Raw genomic sequence first — 26514 nt, forward strand, 5'->3', positions numbered from 1 at the left:
CGCCTATCCCCCCGCCCGCCCCTTGCTGGACGACTACGCCGATCGCCGCGCTCTCGTCACCGGGGCCAGTAGCGGTCTGGGCGCCGCGTACGCGCGGACGCTGGCGGCGCGCGGTATGCACCTCGTGCTGGTCGCCCGCCGGGAAGGCCGATTGCGGGATCTCGCCGCGGAGCTGGACGCCAAGCACCGCACCAAGTGCGAGATCATCGCCGCGGATCTGACGAAACCCGGCGAGGTGGAACGCGTCGCGGACGCCGCCGCGGAGGACGGGCACGGCGTCGAACTGCTGGTGAACAACGCGGGGTTCGCCGTCGCTGAGGACGTGCCCCGCACCGATCGGGCCGACGTGCTGGCGATGATCGATCTGAACGTGCGGGCGTTGACCGATCTGACGTACCGGTTCCTCCCGCCGATGCTGGCCCGCGGGCACGGGGCGGTGCTGAACGTCGCCAGCGTCGCCGCGTTCACGCCGGTCGCCTACATGGGCGCCTACGCGGCGAGCAAAGCCTATGTGCTGCACTTCAGCGAGGCGCTGTGGGCCGAGACCCGCGATCGCGACGTGACGGTCACCGCCTGTTGCCCGGGGCCGACGCGGACGGAGTTCTTCGACGTCGCCGGCGTCCAAGGCTGGTTGCAGAAGCGCCGGGCGCTGGACCCGGAGACGGTCGTCCGCCGCAGCCTGCGGGCGATGGAGAAGAAGAAGCCGGTCGCGGTGATCGGCTTCAAGGAGAAGCTCCAGACGTTCGCCGTCCGGTTGGCGCCGCGTCGCGTGTGCGTGCTGGAGAGCCGGAAGTATTTCCGTCCGAAGCACCGCGAACCGGACCCCAAGCTGCTCTCGGCGTCCGAGGACGCCCCCGGGGCGGCGTCCGATCCCTCCTTCGATTCGATCAAAAAAGCCGGATGACGCACCTCGCGATGGCCCTCGCCCTGCTCGTCGCGGCTGATCCGGCGGAGCCAGCCTCGATGACGGTCGCTCCGACGCCGGTGATCTTCGATACGGACCTCGGCAACGACGTCGACGATGCGCTGGCGATGGGCATGCTGCACGCCCTGGCAGACCGGGGCGAGTGCGAACTACTGGCCGTCACCTGCACCAAAGCGCACCCGCTGGCCGCCCCGTTGGCGGATGCGATCAACACGTTTTACGGACGACCGGACATCCCGGTGGGGGCGGTTTCGATCGACGGCGTTCTGAACGGCCCGACGCCGGCGGAGGGACGCTTCCTGAAGTTGGCGAACGCGACGAACGCGGACGGCTCGCTCCGCTTCCCCCACGATCTGTCGCACGATCCGGCGAACGTCCCGGACGCCGTCACGGTGTTGCGGCGGGCGTTAGCCGACGCGGCGGACGGTACGGTCGAGGTGGTGCAGGTCGGCTTCAGCACGAACCTCGCCCGCTTGCTCGACAGTCCGCCGGACGCGATCAGCCCGCTGTCCGGCCGGGACCTGGCGGCGCAGAAGGTCGCCCGGTTGGCCATCATGGCCGGCGATTTCGGCGGCGGCGGGCCGGAGTACAACGTCCGCGAGGACCGCGATGCGGCCGCCAAACTGGCGAACGACTGGCCCACGCCGATTGATTGGAGCGGCTTCAAGATCGGCGTCGCCCTGCCATACCCGCCGGAGAGCATCGACCGCGACTACCGGTACGCCGCCGCCCATCCGCTGCCGGAGAGCTACCAACTGTACAAGCCCACGCCGCACGCTCGGCCGACGTGGGATCTCACGGCGGCGTTGCTCGCGGTGCGGCCCGACCGCGGCTATTTCCACTTCAGCGAACTCGGGCGGGTGACGGTCGAAGCCGACGGCCGCACGACTTTCGCCCCTTCCGCGGGCGGCCCGCATCGGGTGTTCCTCCCGCCCACCGACGAGGAACGCTCCCGCATCCTGGCGACCTTCGAGACCCTGTGCAGTCAGCCGCCGCGGGGGCGATAATTCGAGCCGACCGGAGCTTGTCGTAGCGGCGGCTTCCAGCCGCCGGCTCTCAACGTGGCTGTCCCGGCGAACCCCGCTCGCTGCGCTCGCGGACGGCGGCAGGATGCCGCCGCTACGACTCAACGCGGACTGCTCCAGCCGATCAGGCGGCAGCGCGGGCGTCGGACGGGTCGGTATCCACGCGGGAGGTGGCTTGGTCCGCGATCGGTTTCGAGTCGATCGCTTGCGGCCCGGACGGCTCGGATGAAACGCCTTGCGGGCGGACGGAACTTTCCAACCCATGCACGCGGAGGCCCTCCGCCGTGACGGGCTTCGATCTCGGGGGCAGGAACCGCTTGCGGCACCAGGCGACCGCGGGCTTCTCGTAGTAGTGATGGAACAGCGCGGCCGCGGCGAGGCTGACGGCGAGGGCGAACGCCGCCAGCGGCAACATCGACGTGAGTCCGTAGGCCATCAGACCGAGCGCCGCGCCGACCTTGAAGATGATGCTGAACAGCGCCTGGTGCACGAGGTACCACGCATAGCTGACGTCCCCGAACCAGCGGGTGACGCGGGAGCGGCCGATCTTCCACCCGCGGTCCTCGCAGAGCACCAACCCAAGCGCCAGCACGGAGAACGCGACGCCGCGGATCCACACTTCCCAGTAGCCGAACGGCCCGCCCCGCTTCAGGCCGCCGGCGAGAATCGATTCGACGGAGACCATCACGAGGCCGATCGTGCCGAGCGTCAGCAGTCCGACCGCCCACTTCACGCCCGTGCGGTCGGTGATTTTGCGCCGGACCCAGGCCACGCCGGCGCCGGCGGCGAACAGCGGCGGGTAGGGGGTCGCGCAGAAGTCCAACGGGTAGTCCAGCGCCACGCCGCTTCGCTCCGCGGCCCAGAGGCCCAGCATCCCCGCGATCAGCGGCCACATCAGCCGGCGATCCAGCAGGACGAGGGCGAACGCGGCGTAGAACAGCACTTCGTATTGCAGCGTCCAGGCGACGCCCAGCACCGGCGCCGCTCGCCCCACGGACCCGCCGACCCAATCGTGATCGAGGGGCAGCAGCGTCGCGGCGGCGACGAGCTTCAGCGGATCGGTCGGGGCGGTTTGCTCCGGCATGGAACCGGGCCGCAGGGTGGCGAAGATCAGGGCCGGAATCGCGAACGCGGCGAACAGCGCGACGTACGGGACGTGTACCCGAACCACCCGCCGCCGGGCGAACAGCCAGGTCTTGCTGAGGCGATCACGGAACGAGGCCCGCCCAGTGCCGCCCGCGGCGGCGAGGTCTTTCGCGTGGGCGGTCGCGATGACGAACCCGCTCAGCACGAAGAAGAATTCGACCCCCGCGGCGCCCGGCGCGGTCGCGGCGAGCGTCCAGTCCGTGCCGAAGTACTGTCGGCCCCAGCAGATGCCCCCGAGGTGAAACAGCACCACCCCCGCGGCGGCGATTCCTCGGCCGGCGTGAAGGGAGTGGTACACGGAGCGACTCGCGGGGGAGCGGGGGGCGGGATCGTCACGGCATAACTCGCGCGTCGCAATGCCGACAAGGGCGGCCGGGTCACGCCCCCGCCGCATCCCTGTTCAGTCGCCCCACGCCTCGGGGGGGAGGAACCGGGGGAACTCCGTTCGCAGGAAGCCGTGCATATCTTCGTGCAACTCCGGGTGGCTGTAGCGCATCGCCTTGGGCACGAGCAGCCCGCTGACCGAGTCTTTCAGCAACATGTCGACGTAGTCGTGGAAGTAGACCACGCCTTCCCAAAAGGTGCCGCCGCCGCCCAGCCGCACGTTGACGTAGTCCGGGTCGCCGTCGTCCAGTTTGGCGTCGTAGCCGCTCTCCAGCGCCGCGGCGTGCAGCATCCGGGCGTAGTTCTCGCGAGCTTCGTAGGGGAGCGCCAACGGAAACTCCCGGCGACGGGGAGAGGGGCGGGAACGGGCGACGCCGTATCCTAACCCCCGCCGCCCCGCCCGCGACCGGCGACTCGCACCCGGCCGGCTCACCACCGATCGACGCGCGACCGATCCACGGGCGACCGGGTTCCCCTCGGACGGGGTCGCGGAGTACATCCCCGGCGGCTGCTCCTCTCCCTTCGCTCCCCGCGACGCTCCCTTGGCCGACGACCCGGTCACCGACGCCGAATCGACCGGCCCCCCGACCGGCGGCTTGACCGGCGACCCCGCCGACGCGCCGCATCTGCTGCCGTTTCCCCCCGGCGGGAGCGACGAGGGGTTCGACTCGGAGATCGGGGACTCCGAGAACGGGGACTCCGAGAACGGGGACTCCGAGAACGGGGACTCCGAGAACGGGGACGACGACACGCTGTCGTTCGGCGACGGGGAGGATCTCGAAACGGCCTATCGCCGGGCCTTGGCGGTGGTGGATGCGGCGGAACCGACGCTCGCCCCGGACCCCCGCAAACCGGCCGAACCGAAGGGTGACGAATCCCCGGGGGACGGCGGCCCGGCAGACGGCGGCCCGGCGATCGCGGGGGCCGTGCCCACGCCGACCGTCCCGCCGGTGCGGGTCCGGCCGCGGGAGGTCGTGGAGGCGGCGCTGTTCGTCGGCGGGGCGGGGCTGACCGCCGAACGGGCCGGCAAACTGCTGCGGGGCACCTTCACCGACGCGGACCTCGCCGGCGCTGTTGGAGAGCTAAATCGGCGCTACGAAGCGGAGGGCCGTCCCTACCGGGCGCGTTCCACCGACGACGGCTACGTGCTGAAACTGCTGCCGGAGTACGAATCGCTGCGGCGGCGCCTGTACGGGCTGGGACCGCGGGAGGTCACGCTGCCGCCGGACGTGTTGGAGACGCTGTCGGTCGTCGCCTATCGGCAGCCGATCACCGCGGCGGACGTCGACCGCACACGCGACCGACCCAGCGGCGGGGCGCTGCGGCGACTCGTGCGGCTCGGCGTGCTGCGGATCGACAAACCCGTGGAGAATCTCACTGTCGCCCGTGAAGCAGGCGATGAGGAAGCCCCGCCCCCGGCGAAGCCCGAGCCGACGTTTTCCACGACCGACCGCTTCCTTGATCTGTTCGGACTGGGATCGCTGGACGACCTCCCCGTCCCCGCGGATCTGCGGTTCAAGTAAACACGGCGGCGCACCGCGGCCGGACGCCTACAGCGGCGCCGGTTCCAGCGCGGCGTCCGGGCAGTCGGCTCGGGTGAACTGCTTTGAATCGAGACGCCCCGCGACGGCCCGCAGGACGCAGGTCACCAGCTTCTCCTGATTGATCGGCTTCGTGGCGTAGGCATCGCAGCCGGCGGCGAGGCAGTCCGCCGCGTCGCCCTCCATCGCGTGGGCGGTCAGCGCCACGATCGGTCCGCGATATCCGCGACTGCGGAGTTCCCGCGAGGCGCCGTATCCGTCCAGCACGGGCATCTGCATATCCATCAGAATCACGTCGAAGCCCATCTCCGGGCTGTGCTCCCGCGATGCATTTCCCTCGCTGTCGACGCGGGGGAGGACGGCGTCGACGGCGTCGCGGCCGTTGGCGACCGCTTCGACGTCGGCTCCCGCCTTGGTCAGGAGGAAGGTGATCAAGCGGCGACTGTCCATCATATCCTCCGCCAACAGCACCCGACGTCCGACCAACGGCTTAGGGTCCGCCGCGGCGTCGAAGGCGACCTGATCCACGGCGATCGGCCTCGTGGCCAGCGGACGCGGGGGGAAGTTCGGAATGACGGACGCCGCCGAGTCGTTCGGCTGGCAGGCCGGCGCCGGCACGCGGAGACGGAACTGGCTGCCGATCCCGGGGGCGCTCTCCGCCGTGAGCGTGCCGCCCATGCGTTCCGCCAGCCGACGGGAGATCGACAGGCCCAGCCCGGTTCCGCCGTACTGCCGCGTCGTACTCGCGTCGGCCTGCTCGAACGGATCGAACAGGCGCTCCAACTGTTCCGAAGGGATGCCGCAGCCGGTATCGGAGACGACGTATTCCAGCCAGTCGTAAGGTCCGCCGGCGCCGCCCGCGGTCAGTCCGCCCGCGAATCCGCCGCCGAAGCCGAGAACCGGGTTCACCGAGAGCGTCACGGTTCCCCCGCCCGTCGCCCCATGTGCGACGCCGTGCGCCGCCTCGCTCAGGGTCGGCCCCCCGCCTTCCGTCGCCCCGGCCCGACTGGTGAACTTCACGGCGTTGCCCAACAGGTTCAACAGCACCTGCCGCACGCGGGTCGGGTCGCCCAGCACGGTCCGGTTCTGAAGTTCCGCGGCGACCTGCACCTCCAGCGTCAATCCGCCGGCTTCGGCTTTGGGACGTATCAGCGTGGCCGCTTCCTCCGCCAAGTGCCTGACGGGGAAGGGCATGCGATCGACGACCAACTTGCCGGCCTCGATCTTGGCCAGGTCCAGCACGTCATTGATGAGCCGCAGCAGGTGCTCTCCGTTCCGCCGGATCGTGCGGGCGTGGCTGACGATTTCGTCACGGGCCTCGCGGACCGTCCGATCGTCCCCGCCGACCGCCGCTTCGACGGCCTCGGCGCTGAGGTCCGAGAACCCCAGAATGGCGGTCAGCGGGGTCCGGAGTTCATGGCTCATGTTCGCGACGAATTCGCTTTTCGCGCGATCGGAGGCTTCCGCCTCCGCCTTGGCGTTGCGCAGATCCTCCTCGGCCTGTTTGCGATCGGTGATATCGACGACGGCGCCGTGGAAGCTGACCGGGTCGTCCGCTTCGTCGCGGGAGACCTTGCCGCGGGCGGCGAGCCAGTACAGCTTCCCGTCCGGAGGTTGGACGCGGAACTCCGTGTCGAACTCTCCGGTTTCGTAGGCCCGATGAACGGCCGCGGCGACGCGGCTTTGATCGTCGGCGTGGATCGGGTCGTAGAGTCGATCCGGGGCGATCCCGACCGTTTCCGCCTCCGGGGGGAAGCCGAAGAACTTTCGCAGACCGCCGTCGGCCAGCAGGACGCCGGTGCGCAGATCCCACAACCAGGTGCCGAGGTCCGCGGCGGCCACGGCGCTTTGCAGGCGGCTGAGGTTGCACTGCCGGTCGGTGACGTCGGTCGACAAGATGAGGATGCCGCCGACGTTCCCGTCGTCGTCGGTCCACGGTTGGACCAGCCAGTCCAGCCACCCCGGGGCGCCGTCGGCTCGGGTGAACGCGTCGGCGATGCCGCGACGGGTCTCCCCGTTCAAAGCGGCCTCGTGAACCTCCCGCCAGCGGGCGGGCTGGGCGGGAAACGCTTCGTAGCAGTTCTGCCCCACCCAGTCGGTGCCGGGCGGCATGTTGTGCAGTTCCACCCACGCTTGGCTGTGGGTGATGTACCGCATTCGCCGGTCGAACATCGCCACCGCCGCCGGCGCCTGCGTGATGAACCGTTCCAGCAGATCGTGTCGATCGCGGCGGGCGCTTTCGGCGGCGGCCTCCGCCCACTGACGTTGCGCGTCCGCTCGGGCGGCGGCCTGCTCCGCGCGTTTCTCGACGGTGACGTCCAGACCGGTCCCGCGATAGCCGAGCAATTCTCCGTCGTCGCTCAGGATCGGGGAACCGCTCAGCCGCACCCAGTGCTCCTGCCCGTCCGGCCGGACGCTGCGGCGGATCAGGTTGCGGAACCGACTCCGCTTCGCACGGACGTCGTCGAACCACGCTCGCACGCGGTCCGCTTCGTCACAGTTTTCATAGAGTTCCCACGGCCTCGATCCGAGGATCGCCTGCACCGGCAGGCCGAAGACGTCCTCGGCCGGATCGGTGAGAAACGAGAACCGGGCGTCCGCATCGACCTCCCAGAGGTACTCGCCGGCGCTCTCGGCGATGTCGCGGAAGCGTTCCTCGCTGGCACGGGCGCGGGATTCGGCGGCGGCGTGGGCGATGGTCAATCGGTCGGACCGAATCACGCCCGCGGCGACTTCCGCAAGATCCGCGATAGCCGCCCGGTCCTCCTCCGTCCACGTCCGGGGCGACATGCTCAGTACGCACAGGGCCGCTTTCTCGGCAGTTCCCGGCAGGGCGACGGGCACCCCGATGTAGCTACGCACTCCGAACGCGGCCGGCCCCGCCAACTGGCCGAAGACCGGGTGATTCGGCACGTCGTCCACCGCGAGCACTTCGCCGAGGGTCGCGCACTGGACGCAGATTCCGTCCTGAGCGTCGAGGTCTCCCCCGGAGGGCACGCCGGCCGCGCTCACGATCCGCTGACGTCCGTTCTGAAACGTCGAGAGCAGGGCCGTCTCCAGCCCGAACATGCGGGCGGCGGTGCGGGTCAGCCGATCCAGCACGGCGCTGCCGAGCGGCTCAAACGAATCGTTCGAGACGCGGCCTTCGCCGTCGTGCTCAGAATCCGTGTCGCACCGGCCTCCAGGCACGGCCCGGGTCGGGGTAGAGCTGGCCGGAGCCAGCGAGGCGGCGGGGCTGGGGGAGACGGACACTCGTCGGGCAGTGCGGGGCGAAAGCTCAATCGTAACCCGACTATCGCCTACCGTGGGCAGGCGGGTCGGATTTGCTTTGCTGATCGCCGCCGACGCTGCGTCGCCGCGGGGGAGGTTGCCGATCGCGCCGATCCCGACGGTTCGCGTGCGCCGCCGTCGGCAACCGCTCGCTCGTCGGACTCATCAGAACCTCCCGCCGGCGATGACGCCAGCGGTGACGCCGCCGGTTACGCGGTGAGGCCGCTCAGCACGCCGCCTTCGCTCAGGTCTTCCTGACCGAACGTGCTGCGGTCCACGCCGAACGGCTTGGCGAGGCTCAGCAGCAAGCGGTTGTGCGGCACGTTGCCCATGTGCAACGCCCGGCCGGTCTTGAAGCCCAGCCCGCCGCCGACCAGCACCCAGGGGATGTCGTTCAGGCTGTGCGAGTTCCCCGTGCCCATTTCGTTCGTCCAGACCACCGTGGTGTGGTCCAGCATCGAACCGGAATGGCCGGGTTCGGGCGTCTCCGCGAGTTGCTTGCAGAGTCCGGCGACCTGCTCCGCGTACCAGGCGTTGATGCGGGTGAGCTTCTCGGAGGCGTCCTCGTTGCCGTCCGGCTCGTGGGAGAGCGTGTGGTGGCTCTCGTCGATCCCCAACCACCGCATCTTCGCCCCGCCGACGCTGTTGGTGTACTGCACCGAGGCGACGCGGCAGGCGTCCCGTTTGAAGGCGTCGATCAGCAGGTCCTGCTGGGCGGCGGCGATCTCCGGGATGCGGTCGTTCAGCAGCTCCAGCGCCGGGTCCGGCTCCGGCAGGGCGTGGCCGAGGTGCTCCGCGTCGTCGGCTCCGCCGTCCGGCTTGCCGACCGGGGCAGTCTTCGCCAACTGACGCTCCATATCCCGCACGAACGATTCGTGCTGTTCCAGAATCGCCCGGTCCTCGGCGGCCACGAGGCCCTTCACCTTGGCCAGGTCGGCCCGCACGTCGTCCAGCACGGTGGCCATCACCGCATTGTCCCGCGCCCGGCCGTACAGCTTCTTGAACATCCGCCGGGGATCGTCGATCGGCGCGATCGGCTTGTTGGAACCGGCGTAGACCATGCGGGTCCAGGTATCGGCGCGGTCGGGGACCATCACGCCGAACTCCAGCGAGCCGAACCGCGTCTCCGTGGCTGCGCTGGCTTGCAGGTGATTGCGGATCTCCTGATCGACGGAGATGCCGCTGCTCCAACCGGCGGGGGTGTCGCTGCCGCCCTGAATGTTGCCGGGCAGCAGGATCTTGCCGGTCAGCAGGCAGCCGATGCCGCGCATGTGGCGGTCGCCGTCGCCCTGCATCTTGTTGTCGACGCCGCGGAGCAGCAGCGTCTGATCCTTGAACGGCGCCAGCGGGGCGAGGGAGCCGGTCAGTTCGAAGTCGGACGTTTCCGAGTACTTCTTCGCGTTCGCGTCCAGCACGTCCGGCCAGAACGTCTTGGGGATCACGCCGTTGGGGCTGAAGATCACCACCAGCCGCTGCGGGGCGGGGCGTTCAGAGCGACCGGCCTCGCTGGCGAACGCGCGGCCGAACCCGAGGCTCGGCAGGTTCAGCACGAACGGAGCCGCGGCGGCCGACAGACCGAGCGTCGTCAGAAAGTCCCGGCGGGCGAGACGATACGGCGAGGGAGTCGAACGAGGCATGGTGAACGGCGGATAAGGGTGGATACGGGACGTGCGGGGCGATCCGGGACGGAGCGATCAGTTCTTGCCGGTTCCATCCGCGGCAGCGGTGCGGGCGGTCTCGGCGGGTTCGATCGGCGGACCGAGGGCGGCGACGGTCGCGGCGGCGGCGAAGGCCGCTCGCATATCCGTGCCGTTCTCCTCGAACTGTTCGGCGAGGGTCTCGCGGGTGTTCATTCCATAGGCGGCGGCGGGCTGCTTGACCGCGTGATGGAACAACCGCTCCACGAACGCCGTGCGGGCTTCGGAACTTTCCACGATGTACCGGCTCAGGTCGGCGGCGCCGCCGAGCTTCACCTCGGTTCCGTCCGGCGTCGGATAGACGCCAGTCGGGTCCACCGGCTTCACCTCGGCGCCGTCGGCGGTCTTCGTCGCGAGCCGCTCCTGAGTCCGGAACCGGCCGATCGCATCGAACTGCTCCAGACTGAATCCGAGCGGGTTGATCATGTCGTGACAGGCCGAGCAGGCCACGTCGCCGGTCTGATGGGCGACCCGTTCGCGGGTGGTCAGGCCTTCGCCGAAATCCTCCGGCAGCGGGCTGAACGCTTCCTTGGGCGGCTTGAGGTTGCGGCCCAGCAGCTTCCGCGCGACGAACACGCCGCGATGGATCGGGCTGGTCACCCGGTGGTGGGCGTAGCCGGCCATCAGCAGCGGATGCGTCAGCAGTCCGGCCCGGCGACCGGGCTTCACGGCGAGTTTGACGAACGTGCCGTCCTGCGGCGCCCCCTCGCCCAACGCCGCCTGCGGATCGACGAGGTCGTCCTTGTACAACTCCGCCAAACGGGCGTTGAGGTACAGGTGGTCCGCGTTCCACAGCGCCTTGAAGTCCGCGGAATCCCCCGCGAGACCTTCGGCGATCGTCAGTTCCAGGCTGGTCCGCAGGTCGCCCACGGCCGCGGCGTCGAAGCCGGGGTACAGCGTTTCGTCCTTGGCCATGCCCTCGGCCCCTTCCGGGATCAACCAGTCGGCGAAGAACTCGGTCAGTTTGACCGTCGCGCGATGGTCCTTACTCATCCGGTCCGCCTGCTGAGCGACCTGCTCCGGCTGATCCAGTTGACCCTTCGCCGCGGCGTTCCGCAGCGCGTCGTCCGGAAGACCGTCCCACATGGCCAGCGCCAACGCGGCCGCCCGGTCGTAGCCGTCCGGCTGATCGCCCTGGGCCGCGGCGATCGCGGCGTGCAGGTTCGGGTAGAGGAAGTGCGGGCTTTTCAGCGTCATCAACACACACCGCTTCACGGCGTCCCGCCAGGGGCGACCGTCGGCGAAGTGAGCGTCGACGTAGGCGGCGCGTTGCTCGTCGGTCAGCGGGCGGCGGAAGGCGCGCTCGGCCCACTTCGTGCAGAATTCGCGAGCCTTTTCGGTCTGCTTCTCGGGGGCGTCCTTGTCGTTGATCTTCAGGAAGGTGCGGACTGCTTCGTCCGTTTCCAACAGGGAGTCCGCGACTTCAAACGCCGCCTCGGTGGTCGCTTCATCCCACGCCGCGCTGACCGCGGAACCGCGTTCGTAACCGACGCTGCGATCGTCCGGGGGGAACGGCGCGGAGACCAGCAGCGTCCGCGGGGTTCCGCCGGGCAGCAGGTGACGCTCCGGGATGACGGCTTCCGCCCGGTGCGGCACGACCCAGGACAACCGACTGACGAAGTCGTACGTCCGCGGGTCTTTGTCGAAGCTTTTGCCCAGCCGCTTCTCCATCCGCACCCGGATCGGCGTCGGTCGACCGGCCAGCAGAAACGCCGACGCCTCGTAGCGGGTTTGATCGCCGCTGCGGACCTTCGTTTCGACCAGCGTGACGCCGTTCAAATCGAACGAAACCGCGTTGGAGCCCTCCACGATAAACTTGTATTCGCCCGTGACCGGGGGCAGCAGGGCGCCGTCCCAAGTGATCTCGAAGCCGTCTTCATTCAGCTTGTCGACCGCGGGGCCGGTTTGGTCCCCATCGTTCGGTTTGGGCACCTCTTGACCGAGGTTCAGATCGATGGACGAATCGACCCGTTTGAAGGCCAATCGCTTGTCCCACGGCCCGCCGCGGCGGCGGTATTCGGCGTTCAGGCCCCGCTGTTCATCCGGGCTGCGCGTCCCGACGAACGCCGCGGCGAGGTCCGCCACGGAGGTGCGATACTGATTCTCCGTCAGCCGGGACAGTTCGACCCGCGGGGGAGCGTTGCGAATCTGCGCGACGCGGGAATAGAAGGCGTCGTAGGCGAACGCGGCGACGGCGGCGGCGTCCTCCCCGACGACCGAGCTGGGATCGTCTTCCGGCATCGTGCGGGCGATCAGGTCCCCCAACTGACCGACGGACAGATCCCCGTGCAGCGGGCTCTCGTAGAGAAAGTCGACGCCTTCGCCGTGCTCCCCGTGGCAGTCCGCACAGACGTTGGCGAACAGTTCCGCCCCCCGCTGGATGCGGGCCTTATCACGAGATTCGGGCGACTCGGCAGCGAGCGAAAGAGGGGGGGCGCTCAGCGCCAGCAGGGCACAGGCGAGTGCGACGGCCGCCCCGGCGGGGCGATTCGGAACGAGGGTGGGCATATTATAGGGCGGGAGACCCGAGGACGGATCGTCGGTCCGGGCGGGCCGTCCGGCATGTCGGGATGACATGGACCGAAACTCGCCGCGGGGGGCGGAAGCCGAGGCTCTATTCCCAAGGGAGGAGCCGCAGACCGCCGCAAACCCGGAACGCACTATTCTACGCTATCGGCGCTCTCACTGCAAAGAGTTCTCCGATCCGTCCCGGCCCTCACGACCGGGCCGGGGAGGCCCCGGTCGCCTCTAATCCTCTGAAAATCGGGCCTCTGGGAATCAGGCCGCGGACCGGCTCACCACCGCAGTTCGGCGCCGCCGGTGCCGGCGTGGCTGAGGGAGTCCTCGCCCAGCAGCAGGTCGTAGTGGGCGTAGAGTCGGACGTGCCGGCCCAGCAGCCCGGTCAAACCGCCGCCCAGCACCCACTGGTTGGCGGGGTCGTCGCCCACGGTGGAGAACGCCGGCAGGGTCGGGGCCGCGGCGAACCGCACCGGGGCGGCGCTGTCGGAGCCGGACACCTCGCCGAACCACCAGGCCCGCAGCTCGGGGATGACGGCGAAACTACCGACGTCGCCCAGCGTCTTCGCGGCCCGGGCGCCCAGTTGCAGCCGCAGGCTGTCGCCGCTGGCGTCGCCGTACTGCAGGTCCGCGGCGCCCAGTCCGGTCTCGGTGTAGCCGTCGCGGGCGGAGTGGACGTACTGGATGCCGGCCAGCGGTTGCAGGTCCATCCATTCGATCGGCAGGAGATAACCGGTTTCCGCGGCGAGGGTCACTGTGGAGCCGTCCGTGTCGCCGTTCGCCGTGAACCGTTGCCCGCCGGCCGTCACGGAGCGGGTCGTCTCGTAGCTGTCGCCGCCATAGACCGCCGCCGCCGCCCCGTGCCAGCGGCCGGCGGTTTTGGTGCCGTACAGGCCGATCTGCCAGCTATCGACGTCCGCTTCGAATTTCTCGGCGCCGCCGTCGTTCTCCGCGCCAGTCCCGCCGACGCCGAACAGCACGCCGATCTTCGCTCCCGGGGCGACCAGTCGATCGAAGCCGAACACTGCCCCGCCGCTGAGGTATTCGGTTTCGCTGACGCCGGACCCGACCTCGCCGCCGACGACGTAGCCTTCCGCGAACCCGCCCCACGGCAGTTCCCGTCCCCCGCGGCGCGACCGGGCGGCCCGGGCCCCGGGGGTGAACGACGCCTGTTTGACTCCCGAATCGGAGTCGCTGTCTCCCGCGTCGGCGTTGCGGACTCCCGTGTCGACGTCGTCGGACTCCTCGTTCCCGATGTCCGTGGCGAGGGCGAAGGAGCCGAAGCCGAACTCGTCGTTCGCCCCGCCGCCGTTCGCCCCGCTGAGAGAGTCGGCGTTCTGGCCGCGGAACAGCCCGCCGCCGGCGCTGCCGGGACGCAGGGCGCGGAATGCAGTGCGACGCACGGCGCCGGCGCCGGCCCGGGAGACGCCCCCCAATCCGCCGGAGCGGGCCGCGGTGAGGCCGTTGAACACGGACTGGGCGCCCTGGGCATCCGAGAGCAGGGCGGCGGCGAACAGGTCGGCCGCCGGGCCTTCGGCGTTCGGCATAAGGGTGAACAATGCATCCGCCGCGGCGGCGTCTTCGGCGTTCGCGAAGACCGCGGCCCCGTTCGCGACCCGGCTCAACCGCACTTCCAAGGCGTCGCCGCCGCCGCCGGCGACCGTCGACGCCGTCCCGGTCAGCGACCAAGAGGAGACGTTCACGTCCCGCGGCCCGCCCGTCACGCCGCCGGCCGCGGTCAGCACGGTCAGGTCCATGGAGGAGCCGGGCTGAGCGATCTGCGTGGCCAAGGCACGCCGTTGAGCCGCGTTCCCCCCGCCGACGTTCACCGTCACCGCTCCGCCGGAGAGGTTCGCGGCGCCGCCGACGACCAGCGAATCCGTGCCGCCGGGGGTGTGGTCGACGACCAGTTCGCTCCCGGAACGCAGGGTCAGGTCGCCGGCCACATCGAGCGTTTGGCCGCCGACGCCGTCGGCGCCCGGGGCGATGCGTCCGGCGGTGGTCACGTCGCCCAATACTTCGCCGAGACCGGTCAGGCGGGTGTCGGCCGCGAGGTCGAGCGAGGGGGCGACGGTGTCCACCCGCACGGTGGAGCCGTTCGCCGCGGTTGCGACCACGCCGGAGGCGGAGTTGAACGTGGCGGCGTCCGGAGCGAAGACGAACGTCCCGCCGCCGTTGAGCGCGAGATTCCCCTGTAGATCGACGTCGCCGCCCAGCGTGATGCGGTCGTCAGCGTCGATGGTTCGAAGAGCGCCGCCCGCCGCGGCGGCGGCGAACCCGTTCTCGCCGAGCGTCACCTGACCGCCGGTGAAGAACGATCCGCCGGCCAGCGTCAGCGGGCCGATCCCCAGCGCCGACTGCCGGTCCGCCCGCAGGGCGCCGCCGGTGACGAGGAACCCGCCGGTCGCCGCGTTCGTGCCCTGCACGATCAGCACGCCGGACCCGGCTTTCGTCAGCAGTCCCGCCCCGCTGAGACGGCCGTCGTGGGTCAGGTTGCGGCTGGTGGTGCGAATCGTTCCGCCGCCGGCGCCCAGCGCGACGGCGTTCGCCAACACGGAGTCCTCGCCGGAGGCCAGCGGGGCGAATAGCTCGCCCCCGTCGAGGGTCAGCGTGCCGGAACCGAGAGCGGAGAGGGTGGCGGCGGCCACCGTGCCGCCGGTCACGGTGGTGGAGGAGTGCGTTCCGGCGCTGACCAGCCAAAGTTGTCCGGCTCCGGTTTTCGTCAGCGCCCCGCCAGCCGTGCCTTTGCTGATGACCCAGGCGCCCCCCGTCGTTTCGATCGTCCCGCCGTCTTCGCCGATCGCGACGCCCCCGGCGTAGGTCAGCGATCCGCTGGTGTGGGCGGTGCGGAGCGTGGCGTCGTTGAGGTACACGTCGCCGCCGCCCAAGGCGCCGGCGGCGGCCACGACCAGCGTGGCGTCTTCCACGGCGACGCCGCCCTGAAAGGTATTCTCGACGCCGAGGGTCAGTTCGGCTCCGCCGTGGACGTACAGCCCGCCGGCGCCGGTGACCCGACCGCCCAGCAGCAGGTCATGCCCGTTCAGGTCGATCCGCCCGCCGCCGTCGATCAGGCTGATCTCGCGGAGAAACGCCGGTCCCGCGGCGTGACCGGGGCGATCGTCCAGCACGCCCAACAACCGCAATTCGGCCCCGTTGCCGATCTGCACGTCGCCGGTTCCCAGCGACTCCGCGGAGCCGACTTCCAAAACCCCGGCAAGGATCGAGGTGCCGCCGCCGTAGGTGCTGGCGCCGGTCAGCGAGACGGTCCCCGTGCCGAGCTTGAGGAGGCCGGCGGTGTCGGTTCCGGCCAGCGAACCGGCGAACGCGCTGCTGTAGCCGGGGCCGTCCGCGGCGGAACCCCGACCCGGGTTGGCGGGGAAGATGCCGAGGACGAGCCGATGAGCGCCGAGGTTCAGCGTGCCGTCGCCGGTCAGTTGGCCGAGGTAGCTGTCGCCGGTCAGCCGTCCGGCGGCGCCGGCTTCGAGGTGCAGTCCGCGGCCGAAGCCGGTGTCCGTCCCCGCGACCGCCACGCCGGAGATCACCCGCGTGAGGCCATGGCCGTTGTGCCCGTTGAGCGTCAGTTCCGCGGCGGAGCCGCTGCCGAGGTCCACCGCGATCGTGCCGGACCCGGTGAAGGTCGGATTGAGCGCGTGCGGTCCGGCGGCGCTCTGTGCGTTTCCGTTCGGCTTCACCAGCAACTCGATCCCGCGACCGCCCTGTTCGAGATCCACGAACACGTCCTCGCGCCCCGCGGGAATCGCCCCGTTCAATTCGATGACGGGCGTGACGTTCGGGTCGGCGAACAACGGCACGTCGAACCGCACGCCGGTCCCGCCGGGGTGCAGGGCGTCGAGCGCCTCGCGGAAGCTGAGGGTCGAGTCCTCGTCCGTCTCATCGACGGCCGTGTCGACCGTCCCGCCGACCGGGTTCGTCTGAGCCAGGGTGGGAACGGCGAACGCCGGAGCGGCGACGCACGCCGCGGCGGCCAAGCGAGCAAACCGGGGGGCGAACCGCGAGGCAGCGGAAGAGCGGGCGGCGAGGGGCAAGGCGGGCGTCCGTACCTAAGGCTCGGGGAACCGCGAACCCCCTCCTGGGGATCGTTTCGCGCCGGAACTCCGGGCGCGACGGTTCGGGTGCGAACGGCATCGGTCGCCCGATGCAGGCGGCTTGAGAGAAATCCTCCGGGCGCGAGGAAGTTTTTGAATCGCTCCGCGGTGACTCGAACAGCGCGCCGCCTGGCGGCGACGGCGAACCGGCGGAGAGAAGCGAGCTAACCGCAACCCGCCCAGCGGATTGCGTCGACGCGATCGCCCGCCGCGAGTTGCGATTCGCTGGGGATCAGCGCCGCCCCGTTCGCGTCCGCGGCGCCGCGCAGATCGCCGGAGCCGGCCCAGCGGACCGGTTCGGCGGAGAGTCCCGCGGGGCCGTCCGTCAGCCGAACCGGGCGGTACAGCGGGCGATCGCCGCGGTTGGCGATCGCCTCCGTCAGCGTCGCGGACAACGGCGCCGGCTCGCAGTCCGACCAGCCCCCCAACCGCCGGAGGGCGGGGCGGACGAACAGTTCGAAGCCGGTCAGGGAGCTCACCGGATTGCCCGGCAGGCCGAAGACGGCGGTCGGTCCGCGGTCGTTTTCCGTCACGCCGAACCACAGCGGTTTGCCGGGCTTCACGTTGATCTTGTGGAACACGCGACGCACGCCGCAGTCGGCCAATACGCCGGGGACGAGGTCGTAGTCGCCCATGCTGACGCCGCCGGAGATGAGGAGGACGTCGGCGTTCAACCCGTCTCGCACCTTCGCCGTGAGGGCGTCCCGGTCGTCGCCGGCGAGGCCGAGGGGCAAAGGAAGCGCTCCCGCCGCGGCGATGGCGGCGCACAGCAGCGGGCCGTTGGCGTCGCGAATCTGTCCCGGGCCGGGGGGCAAGCTGGCGGGCACGACTTCATCCCCCGTCGACAGCACGGCGACCCGCAGTTTCGGCGTCACGGCGACCGGATCGAAGCCATGCTCCGCCAGCAAGCCGATCGCGGCGGGCGTCAGCGGTTCACCCGCGGCGATGAGCGTTTCACCCCAGCGGACCGCCGCTCCGCGGGCCATGACGCACGATCCGGGGCGGACCGCCGGGGGCGGGGAAAGCGACACGCGATCGACGATCCGCTCGGAGCATTCGACCGGGATCACCACGTCGGCGCCGTCCGGGAGGGGGGCGCCGGTCATGATCTTCGCGCACTCGCCGGGACCGACGGATCGCGTGGGCACGGCGCCGGCGGGGATCTCCTCGACCACCGTCAACGTCACGTGGGAAGAACCACACTCGGCTGCGTTCGTCGCATACCCGTCCATCTTCGCCTTGGCGAACGGTGGTGAGTCGACAGTCGCGACGGCCGGTTCGCTCAGGCATCGACCGCAGGCCTCCGCCAGCGGAACGCGCGTCGCGGGGCGCGGGGCGAGGGCGGCGAGGATCGCGGCGCGGGCCTCGGGGACGGACAGCATTGCGGACGCCGGTGAGCGGGGCGCGCCGCCTGTCGGCGACGGCGAAGTGGGGGAGCCGCGAAAGGGTACCCGCCGCCGAGAGGAAGCTCAGTCGTCGTTGGTATCAGTCCTCGCTGATGAACTTGCAGAAGCGGCTGACGGAGCCGTCGCTGGTGTGTTCCTGATAGAGGAACTGGACGCCGGCGTCGTCGAATTTCTCGAAGAACTCGTCCCAGGTGATGCGGTGCAAACCGCTGTCGGGGGTGTTCGGCTGTTCCTCGGAGGGATCTTCGAAGTCGATCCGCAAGATGCCGGGGTCGCCGCCTTTGCTCTCTGTGTCCGCCACGGTCGCCGGGTAGCCCTTACGGCTCTCGGCCCAGTTTTTGATGGTCCCGTGGTCGGTGGTCGTCTTCGATTCGTGGTCGGTGGAAGCCATTGGTGGTGATGGAGGTGGTGAAGCGCGATGGGGGATACGGGGGCGTTGTTCAGCGAATCGCATGCCGATCGGGACAGGTGGTCGCTGAGCGACCGACACCGGATTCGCCCGCTCAAACGCTGCGAGCGTCCCGGACGCTCGCAGCGTCCCGAGACGCTGCGTTTCACGAGACGGGTTCCCCGCGGTTCCGGCGTCGAACTACACTGGGAACTGATGACCGGTCCGCCCCCGCCGCCGCCGACGCACCAGTCCACGGTCCCGCGACAGCGACGGCGAACCGTCGGCCTGGGGCAGCGTGGTGGTTGGGCGGTGACGACCCGCAGCGTGGCGGACGCCCTTGCCCTGCTGGCGGTCGCGGTGATGGTCGCCCACGCCTTTCTGGTCGAGGGGTACGTCATCAGCAGCGGATCGATGGCCCCGGGGCTGTTCGGCTATCACAAACGGGTCGTCTGTCCAGCCTGTGCGCTCACGTTCGCTCGCGGGGTCACCTTCGACGGCTCGGTTTCTGCCGGGAAAGGGGGCGGCCGGGTCACCGCCGACGAAGACGGAGGCACGGAGCCGGCGACGCTCGCCCATTGCCCGAACTGCGGGCAGGCGGAGATCGACGTTACCGCCGCCCCGGATACGCAGGGCGACCAGTTGCTCGTCTTGAAGCACGCCTTCGCGTGGCGTCACCCCCGGCGGTGGGAGGTGGTCGTGTTTCGTCACCCCGACGACGCTCGACAGGCGTATGTGAAGCGGGTCGTGGGTTTGCCGGGCGAATCGGTGCGGGTCGCCGGCGGGGACGTCTGGGCGAACGGGGAACTCTGCCGCAAGCCGCTCGCGACGCAGCGGGCCGTCCGCATCCCGGTGTTCGATCCGAACTTCGCCCCGCAGGAGATCGCGAACGGGGCCGCAGAGCCGAACGACGACCGCGAACCGCGGTGGGCCGGCGAAGGCTGGACCCGGAGCGAAACCCCCGCCGACGGCGTGCGGTTCGAGACGACGTCCGCCGCCGCGGAGGGAGAGACCGAAACCGACTGGGCCAGACTGAGATACCAGCACGTACTCGCCGCGGGGGGCGTGCACGAGACCGCCGTGACGATCGACCCGCCGCCGCGTCGGTTCTCTTGGGATAAGCCGCGGACGCCGGTGTCTTTCGACTTTGATCCGGGGACGAACACGCTTTCCTGCCGCGGCGTATTGACGGAGGCCGACCGCGTTCGCCTGCGGCGGTTCTCCCGCGATCCGCGGTGGCGGAACGCGGTCGAGGAACTGGCCGATCGCAGCCGGTTCGCCCCGATCACCGATGACTACGGCTACAACCGCACCTCCGACCCGCGGTTGGCGGCCCGCGTGCGGGACTACGCGTTGAGCGCCACGGTCGATCTGTCCGGCGACGCGGACGCGGCCGTCGGTCTGCAACTCACGGACGGTCACAACGTCTTCCGGCTGATCGCCGACCGGGCCCATCGCGATCGGTTCCCCACGGGCACGCTGGCGCTGTTTGAACTGGACGCCCGCGGGCGCCCGCTCGGTTCGGCCCGCAGGGCCGTCGCGTTGCCGGCCTCGGTCGCGCTGGGGCCGGTCGAGGTGGAGTTCAGTCTGTTCGATCGACAGGCGGTCGCGGCGATCGACGGGATTCCGTCCTTCGCCGCCGTGCCGTTCGAGCGCCCGGAGGACGCCCCGCCGCCGGACCACCGCCCCGCGGTCGTCGGCGCCCGCGGCGCCGTGAGCCTGAGCCACCTGATGCTTTACCGCGACGTGCACTACACCCGCGGTCGCGGCGTGCACGGGGTCGAGGAGGACTACCGCTTGAACGACGGCGAACTGTTCGTGCTGGGCGACAACAGCCCGGTCAGCCTGGACAGCCGCGGCTGGACCGACGGCGCCGTGCCGGAGCGATTGCTGGTCGGCAAGCCGTTCGTCGTGCACCTCCCCAGCAAGCCCGGCACGCTGAGTTGGGGGGATTCCTCCACCACCGTCCGCATCCCTGATCCGTCGCGGATTCGGTACGTTCGCTAACCTGCCGGCCGTTGCGAGAATAGAACCGCGACCGTCAGGGAGCCGGCTCGTTCCGGACGCGAACCTCCCAGAGCCGCCTCCCTGACGGTCGCGGTTCCAACACCTCTCCCCCACGCTCCGCCATGACGAAACCGGACACGGACGCCGCCGCATCGCCCGAGAAGCCGCCCAAAAAGGACGGCACGCGGGAGACGATGGAGTCCATCGTGATCGCGTTCGTGTTCTGCTTCCTGTTCAAGACGTTTGAAGCGGAGGCGTTCGTCATCCCGACCGGGTCGATGGCGCCCACGCTGTACGGTCGGCATAAGGACGCCGTCTGCCCCGGATGCGGGTTCGAGTGGGCCGTCGGCGCCAGCCAGGAGGTGGACGACGCCGGCTACCTGCATTCCTTCGACCCCGACGGCATTCGCGGACCCAAACCGCCGGAACCCAGTTCCCGGGAACGGGTCCACTCGGCCAAGTGCCCGAACTGCAATCGGCCGGTGAACCTCGCCCCGCTGCCGCCGTTCGCGGGGGATCGCATCCTCGTCAACAAATGGCCCTTCTTGCTGGGCGAGCCGGAACGCTGGGCCGTGACGGTCTTCAAATTCCCGGAGAGTCCGACCACCAACTACGTCAAGCGGTTGGTCGGCCTGCCGGGCGAAACGCTGACGCTGCGGCAGGGCGATCTGTATCGGATCGTCGGCCGAGAAAACGGCGCCGGCGCCGCGGAGATGTTGCGGAAAGAACCGGCGAAGCAGCGGGCGATGACGCTGCCGGTCTATGAACACGCCAAGCCGGCCCCCGAACTGCTCGCCGCCGGCGTGCCGGAGCGATTCGCCCCGGTTCGCTATCGCGGCGAGAGCGCCGGCCCGGGGGCGGTCGCCGGCTGGGTCGAGGACGCCACCGGCTGGTCCGCTCTGCCGGAGGCCCGCGCCCTCCGCCTGACCCCCGGCGCCGGCTCGGGCGGCGGTTCCGACGGCGCCCCGGACGACCAGTGGGATTGGGTTCGCTACCGTCACTTCCGCCCGACCGCGGAGCAATGGCGGCAGGTCGCCGACGGCGTGCCGGTCAACGACGTCACCCCCAAGCTGATCCTCGATCACTGCGCCTACAATCCGGACACCCTCCAGCCGGACGGCGCTTTCTGGGTGGGCGATCTGGAGATGGCGCTGGAACTGGAACTCTCGGACGTCGCCGACGGGGCCGGCGTGCTGCTGGAACTCGTCGAGGGCGACCGCACCTACCGCTGCCGGATCGATCCCGGCACGGGGCAGGCGACGCTGAGCTACTACGACACGCTCCCTGGCGCCGAGCAGGCGGCGGAGGCGTCCGACGGGCGGCTTGATCCGATCGAATCGACGCTCGCCGAGGGGGCGACGGAGATCTTCGGTCCCGGCGAGTACGAATTGGTCTTCGCCAACGTGGACGACGCCCTCACCCTGTGGGTGGACGGCGACCCGATCGAATTCATGCCCGCCGGCGGAGGCGAACCGGTCGAGCAAACCCTCTATCCGCCGTACGCCGCGACAAGCGTGCAGGAGCCGACCGACCGCGACTTCACGCCCGCCGGGTTTGCGGTGAAGAACCTGACCGCCCGGGCCAGCGAGATGACGATCCGCCGCGACCTCTACTACCGCGGCAGCTTCCGAGACCCGAACGACCTCGGTCCGGTGGTGCGGAAGACGGACTCGCTGGGCCGGAAACTGGAGTTCGACGACGTCGAGACGGGCCGGTTGAGCGAACTGGCCTCGCTGGCCGACCAACCGGCCGCCTACGCCCGCCGGTATCGCAGCACGCTGCTGGCGGACGATCCGCGGGTGAACCGTCGGGTGTACGAGATGACGCTCGGCCCGGACGAGTTCCTGATGCTCGGCGACAACAGCCCCAGCAGCCTGGATAGCCGCCTGTGGTCGAACACCCGCGGCGCCCCCCGCCGCCACGCCGTCCCCCGGGAGGCGCTGGTGGGGACCGCCTTCGCGATCTATTGGCCGCACGGCGAACCGTTCTGGTTCGCGGATGACGACGGCGTGACCCGCGGCTGGGCCGCCGACTGGATCCCGGGCCTGAACCGCTGGTTCTACCACGTCGGCACCGACGGCCGGATCGTCCCCAGCTACCAGGAACACGGCGTCCCCTTCCTCCCGAACTTCGCCCGCCTGTTCCAGCGGATTCGGTAGTGCTCCGGCGCCCCCCGCTTCGCCGTCGCCGCTAGGCGGCGCGCGCCGTCGCTGGACGCGCGCCGCCTGCCGGCGACGGCGAAGCGGAGAACCCGTCAGAGCGATCCGCCCGATACGCTGGCCCGTATGAGCGCCGAGGACCGCCCGCAAACTGCGTTCTCCCGCCTCCGCCGAACCGCGGCGACGCTTGCGCGGCCGTTCGTGTGGGTCGCCGCGGCGGTGGGGCTGGCGCTCGCCGCGGTTCCGCCGGTGCCGAACCGCTACGAACTGGCGGCGGGGCGCTGGGCCGCCCCGCCGGTGCGGGCGTCCGTCACGTCGTTCTCTCAGTCCGATTGGCACCCGGCCGCGGTAAAGGTCGAGGCGCTCGGCGGGAAGATCCCCGGGGATCTCGGCGAAGAGGTCGATCGAACGTGGGCGCCGCCGCACGCCGGCTTCACATGGTCTCGCCGATGGATCATGCCGCGGGAATGGTTCCATCGGGACTTGAGGTCGCGCATTCACCGCGAAAAACTCGGCTGGCATGAACGGACCGAGGCGGAGGAGCGAGCCTGGGTCGATGCGGTCACGCCGCGGTTCCGGTACATCGTGACGTTCAGCGTCTGGACGTTGCTGCTACCGGCGGTTCTGTGGGGCGGCTGGCGAATCTTTCGGCCGGCGCCGGTCCGGCCGGCGGGGTTGGCTCGCCGGATGCTTCGGCCGTGGGTCTGGACGATGGCCCTGCTGGGCGGATCGGCGATCGTGGGTGAGTTCGCCGACGCATGGGGACCGGAGCGGGCGCCGGAGATGCAGGTCGGCGGACTGATCGGCCCGGCGGAAACGCCCCATCCGCGACTCGTGACCGTCGATCTCGCCTGGCCGACCGCCGCGGCCGATCCCCCGAACGAGCAAACCGCCTGTCCGCAGTGGGGCGTGTGGTGGAGTTGGTCTCGACAGCGGCGCGGCGGCTTTGGCTTTGGCGGCGGCGGACTCGGCGGCGGCGGGATGTTCAGCCTGCCGCCGGTCTCCAACCAATTCGGCGGCGGAATGGCCGGCGGCCTGGGCGGGGGAGCGGGCGGGGCTGACCTTCGGCGCAAGCTCTCTCTGAAGTTCAGTCTCTGGTGGCTGCTGCTGCCGGCGGAACTGGCGAATCTCGTCACGCTGTACCGCAGTCGGCCGAGACACGCCACGGTTGCCCGATGAGCGCCCACGACCGCCCGCAGACCGCGTTCGCTCGGCTGCGGGGGGCGCTGCGGATCGCGCTGGCCCCGTTCGTTGGGACGCTCGCGGCGATCGGGCTGCTGCTGGCGACCTTCCCCGCCGGGCCGATGCCGCCGACCGGCACGCCCGGCGTGCATCCGCAGATCTGGCGCTGGGGACCGAGCGGCCCCACGCTGGCAGTGGTGAACGAATGGGGGGACTTCGACGTCGCGATCAGCGGGCCGCGGCTGACGAGCGAGTCTCCGAACGAGCGTTGGTCCTGGTGGCGCACGGATGACGCATTGATTCTCGCCGCGTCTTGGGGATCGCCCGCCGGGACACTTCTGCCGCACGATCGCAGTGCGACCACGCTGCAGGCCGGCCCGCTCGGTCTACTGCTGCTTACTCTGCCGTTCGCGCTGCTGTGGTGGGCGTGGCTTGCCTGGCGGCGCTCAGAACGCACGGCGCCCAGCGCGGCGACGCCGATTCGCTCCGCCCTCGCCGCGGCGGCGCGGCCGTGGGTCTGGTCGGCCGCGGCGCTGGGGGCGGTCTGCCTGTACGGCTACAACGAGACGATCCGGTCGGATGAACCGCTGCTGGTCGCGGTGCAGGCCGGCGCCGCGGGGGAGGATCACGCCGTCGCCCATCGCCGACTGCTGCGGCTCACCGTCGCCCGCACCTTCGACCCGCCCCGCCCGCCGGACACGGTCGGTCCGTGGGAGTGGGGTTCGCACGCCGCGGGGTTGCGGATGGAGGGCGAGCTGATGGGCGTCGCCCAGATGGCCGACCACGGCGGCCGGTTCTACGGCTGGCCGAACCTCACCCACACGACGACCTGGCTGAGCTTGTGGTGGCCGCTGGCGATGGTCGCGATCTGGTCCGCGATCGCCGGCGCCGTCACGCTGCGGGGCATTCGCCGAGAACCTCCGGAGAGAGCTGCTTGATGACCCGCGACGATCATGCCCGGCAGACGCCGGCTCGTCGGTTTGCTCGTTTGCTGGGGGAACTGCTCCGGCCGTTCGCCTGGATGTTCGCCGCGATCGGGGCGGCGCTGATCGCCTTCCCGGCGGGGCCGATGTGGTCCGCGGAGAGCGACGAGGATTGGACGGAGAGTCGCGTGCAGGTGAGCATCGACGAGGGCCGGTACCTGTTCGCTTGGGGGGGACTTGCAGCCGGGGAGCCATGGTCGCCGCACCTGCGGGCGGTGTCGGTGACCGTTTTCGGCGATCCGATGGATGAGAACGCCGGTCCCGAACGGCAGGGCGACGCATCCCACTCCGGGGGGAGCGCGATCGGGGGGTGGATCTGGATTGTCGCCATGATGGAGCGGGGCGGAGTGTCGACCTATCCCGTCACCGAGGACAGCGCTCGCGGCACGATGCATCGGACCTACGACGCCGCGATCAGCCTGTGGCCGCTGGCCCTCCTGTTCATCGCGATCGCGGCGGTCCGCTGGCGCCGGCGGGTCGGGCGAACTCCATCGACGGGAGCGTCGCGGTTCGAAGCGGTCTGCCGTGTCGCGCGCCCGTGGATCTGGTCGGCGGCGGGCATCGGGGCGTTCGTCACGGTCGTGCAGTTCCTCCCCGTCGGTCCGGGGTATGCGACGGCGAGCGTCAATCGCGGCCCCGTCGAGACGCGGCACCCGCGGGTTCTGGAGGCGAGCATCGACTGGATCTCACCCCCGCCGGAGTGGATCGACGAAGGGGGGACGAGAACGGCGGCGGCGACCGGGGCGGGGCTGTGGTTCTCGCACGAGAGGTCGACTCTGCCCCGCATCGTCTCCAACCCCGTTTGGCAGGGCCGAACCGTGGTCGGCCTCAGCCTGTGGTGGTTCGCTTTCGTCGCGCTGCTGGCGAACGGCGTGACGCTGTGGCGGATGCGGCGGCGGGGAGAACCGGACGCTGACACTGCTCGTTCCAGTTAGCATGAGCCGTCCCGATCGATCCGCCGCTGCCCCTTCGCGCCCCTCGCCGTTGACCACCCTCGCCCGCCTCCGCCGCCCGGCCGTCGTGCTGGCGGAGAGCGTCGCGGTCGTGCTGGCGGCGATCGCGGTGACGGTCGTGCTGTTCGCCACGGGGGCGGAGCAGGGAACGACGGCGTCGATCACCGGGACCGACTGGCGAGCCGCGGGCGCAATCGCGACGCGCGATCTGTCGGTCTCGATCGTCACGCAGCGTGCGACGCCGCTCCTCATCACTGATGATTCCGGTTCGATGCGGCGGAGCGCGTTCGAGTGGGAGGACGGCTGGCTCGGGATACGGGTCTGGGCGTACCGGTACAGCGGCGGCGAGCGGACATGGAAAGGGGCTTCCGTTCCCGTCTGGTTCCTGCTCGGGGCCGGGCTGGCGGCCGGGGCCGTGCGATTGATCTGGGGAGCGACGCATGGGGCGACCCGGGAGCGGCCGGACCGTTCCCCGACGTGGCGGTTGGCCCATCGCACGGGGCGAATCCTGCTCTGGTCCGCGGCGGCGCTGGGGGCGGCATTGGTGATCATCCCGCATCCGGACGCCTCCGGCTGGTCGGCGGGGCTGTGGGTGGAGCGCCGCTGGGATTTTCTGAGCGGGAACACCTACCCCCAACTCTTCTGGGGCGCCGACGCGAACGGCGAACGCTTCATCCTGCTGTGGCGCTGGTTGCTGGCGGCGCCGGCGGCGGGAATCCTCGTCGCGGTGGCCCGCTTCGTGGGGTCGAATTCGGCGGCGGCGGGGGAAGAATCAGAGAATGTCGCTCTCACGAAGGATCACTGAGACTCGGAACGGAGGCGACG

General features: G+C 70.4%; 17 protein-coding genes. 9 read left to right on the forward strand and 8 right to left on the reverse strand.

Annotated features, from left to right (window positions below; translation table 11 throughout):
• Together LzC2_RS04455 and LzC2_RS04460 are read left to right on the forward strand one after the other, a co-directional pair.
• Nucleotides 1-904: SDR family NAD(P)-dependent oxidoreductase (locus LzC2_RS04455; RefSeq protein WP_315854530.1), on the forward strand; the 904-nt coding region annotated here is incomplete at its 5' end.
• Nucleotides 901-1932: a nucleoside hydrolase gene (locus LzC2_RS04460; protein WP_171184196.1), complete on the forward strand. Its 1032-nt coding sequence runs from the start codon at nucleotides 901-903 to the stop codon at nucleotides 1930-1932. The genes LzC2_RS04455 and LzC2_RS04460, both read left to right, overlap by 4 nt.
• A gap of 142 nt (nucleotides 1933-2074) precedes the next feature.
• Here LzC2_RS04460 and LzC2_RS04465 read toward each other — a convergent pair whose 3' ends face one another.
• Both LzC2_RS04465 and LzC2_RS04470 read right to left on the reverse strand, forming a co-directional pair.
• Nucleotides 2075-3394 (reverse strand): acyltransferase family protein, encoded by a 1320-nt coding sequence (locus LzC2_RS04465; protein ID WP_171184197.1) that lies wholly within the window; start codon nucleotides 3392-3394, stop codon nucleotides 2075-2077.
• 102 nt (nucleotides 3395-3496) lie between these two features.
• The gene (locus LzC2_RS04470; RefSeq protein WP_171184199.1) at nucleotides 3497-3811 is read right to left on the reverse strand and encodes a hypothetical protein; all 315 of its coding nucleotides are present in this window, start codon (nucleotides 3809-3811) and stop codon (nucleotides 3497-3499) included.
• A gap of 211 nt (nucleotides 3812-4022) precedes the next feature.
• Between LzC2_RS04470 and scpB the strand changes: the two genes are divergently transcribed.
• Entirely contained in the window at nucleotides 4023-5003 is a 981-nt protein-coding gene (scpB, locus tag LzC2_RS04475; RefSeq protein ID WP_171184202.1) for an SMC-Scp complex subunit ScpB, read from the forward strand.
• A 27-nt stretch (nucleotides 5004-5030) separates the two neighbouring features.
• Here scpB and LzC2_RS04480 read toward each other — a convergent pair whose 3' ends face one another.
• From LzC2_RS04480 to LzC2_RS04505, 6 genes are all read right to left on the reverse strand, one after another.
• On the reverse strand, nucleotides 5031-8273 hold the full coding sequence (locus tag LzC2_RS04480; RefSeq protein ID WP_171184205.1) for a PAS domain S-box protein: 3243 nt from the start codon (nucleotides 8271-8273) through the stop codon (nucleotides 5031-5033).
• Nucleotides 8274-8500: 227 nt separating this feature from the next.
• Nucleotides 8501-9928: a DUF1552 domain-containing protein gene (locus LzC2_RS04485; protein WP_171184207.1), complete on the reverse strand. Its 1428-nt coding sequence runs from the start codon at nucleotides 9926-9928 to the stop codon at nucleotides 8501-8503.
• Nucleotides 9929-9985: 57 nt separating this feature from the next.
• Entirely contained in the window at nucleotides 9986-12496 is a 2511-nt protein-coding gene (locus LzC2_RS04490; RefSeq protein WP_171184208.1) for a DUF1588 domain-containing protein, read from the reverse strand.
• Nucleotides 12497-12783: 287 nt separating this feature from the next.
• Complete coding sequence (locus tag LzC2_RS04495; RefSeq protein WP_171184211.1) at nucleotides 12784-16551, reverse strand: autotransporter domain-containing protein; 3768 nt, start codon at nucleotides 16549-16551, stop codon at nucleotides 12784-12786.
• Nucleotides 16552-16775: 224 nt separating this feature from the next.
• A complete protein-coding gene (locus LzC2_RS04500; RefSeq protein ID WP_171184213.1) occupies nucleotides 16776-17993 on the reverse strand; it encodes a molybdopterin molybdotransferase MoeA in 1218 nt (405 codons plus the stop codon).
• A gap of 103 nt (nucleotides 17994-18096) precedes the next feature.
• A complete protein-coding gene (locus LzC2_RS04505; protein ID WP_171184215.1) occupies nucleotides 18097-18408 on the reverse strand; it encodes a hypothetical protein in 312 nt (103 codons plus the stop codon).
• 213 nt (nucleotides 18409-18621) lie between these two features.
• On the opposite strand from LzC2_RS04505, the gene lepB reads away from it, so the two are divergent.
• The 6 genes from lepB (at nucleotide 18622) to LzC2_RS04535 (ending at nucleotide 26494) form a co-directional block, all read left to right on the forward strand.
• Entirely contained in the window at nucleotides 18622-20412 is a 1791-nt protein-coding gene (gene lepB / locus LzC2_RS04510; RefSeq protein ID WP_171184217.1) for a signal peptidase I, read from the forward strand.
• Between the two features lie 122 nt (nucleotides 20413-20534).
• Nucleotides 20535-22571: a S26 family signal peptidase gene (locus LzC2_RS04515; protein WP_171184219.1), complete on the forward strand. Its 2037-nt coding sequence runs from the start codon at nucleotides 20535-20537 to the stop codon at nucleotides 22569-22571.
• 126 nt (nucleotides 22572-22697) lie between these two features.
• The gene (locus tag LzC2_RS04520; protein ID WP_171184194.1) at nucleotides 22698-23750 is read left to right on the forward strand and encodes a hypothetical protein; all 1053 of its coding nucleotides are present in this window, start codon (nucleotides 22698-22700) and stop codon (nucleotides 23748-23750) included.
• Nucleotides 23747-24691: a hypothetical protein gene (locus tag LzC2_RS04525; RefSeq protein WP_171184221.1), complete on the forward strand. Its 945-nt coding sequence runs from the start codon at nucleotides 23747-23749 to the stop codon at nucleotides 24689-24691. Before LzC2_RS04520 ends, LzC2_RS04525 begins: the two co-directional genes overlap by 4 nt.
• Complete coding sequence (locus tag LzC2_RS04530; RefSeq protein WP_171184223.1) at nucleotides 24691-25671, forward strand: hypothetical protein; 981 nt, start codon at nucleotides 24691-24693, stop codon at nucleotides 25669-25671. The genes LzC2_RS04525 and LzC2_RS04530 overlap by 1 nt, the downstream gene beginning before the upstream one ends.
• A gap of 49 nt (nucleotides 25672-25720) precedes the next feature.
• Nucleotides 25721-26494, forward strand: coding sequence for a hypothetical protein (locus LzC2_RS04535; RefSeq protein ID WP_171184225.1), 774 nt, complete (start codon nucleotides 25721-25723; stop codon nucleotides 26492-26494).
• The last annotated feature ends 20 nt before the right edge of the window (nucleotides 26495-26514 follow it).

It is taken from the genome of Alienimonas chondri (assembly GCF_013036045.1).
Classification (GTDB): Bacteria; Planctomycetota; Planctomycetia; order Planctomycetales; family Planctomycetaceae; genus Alienimonas; species Alienimonas chondri.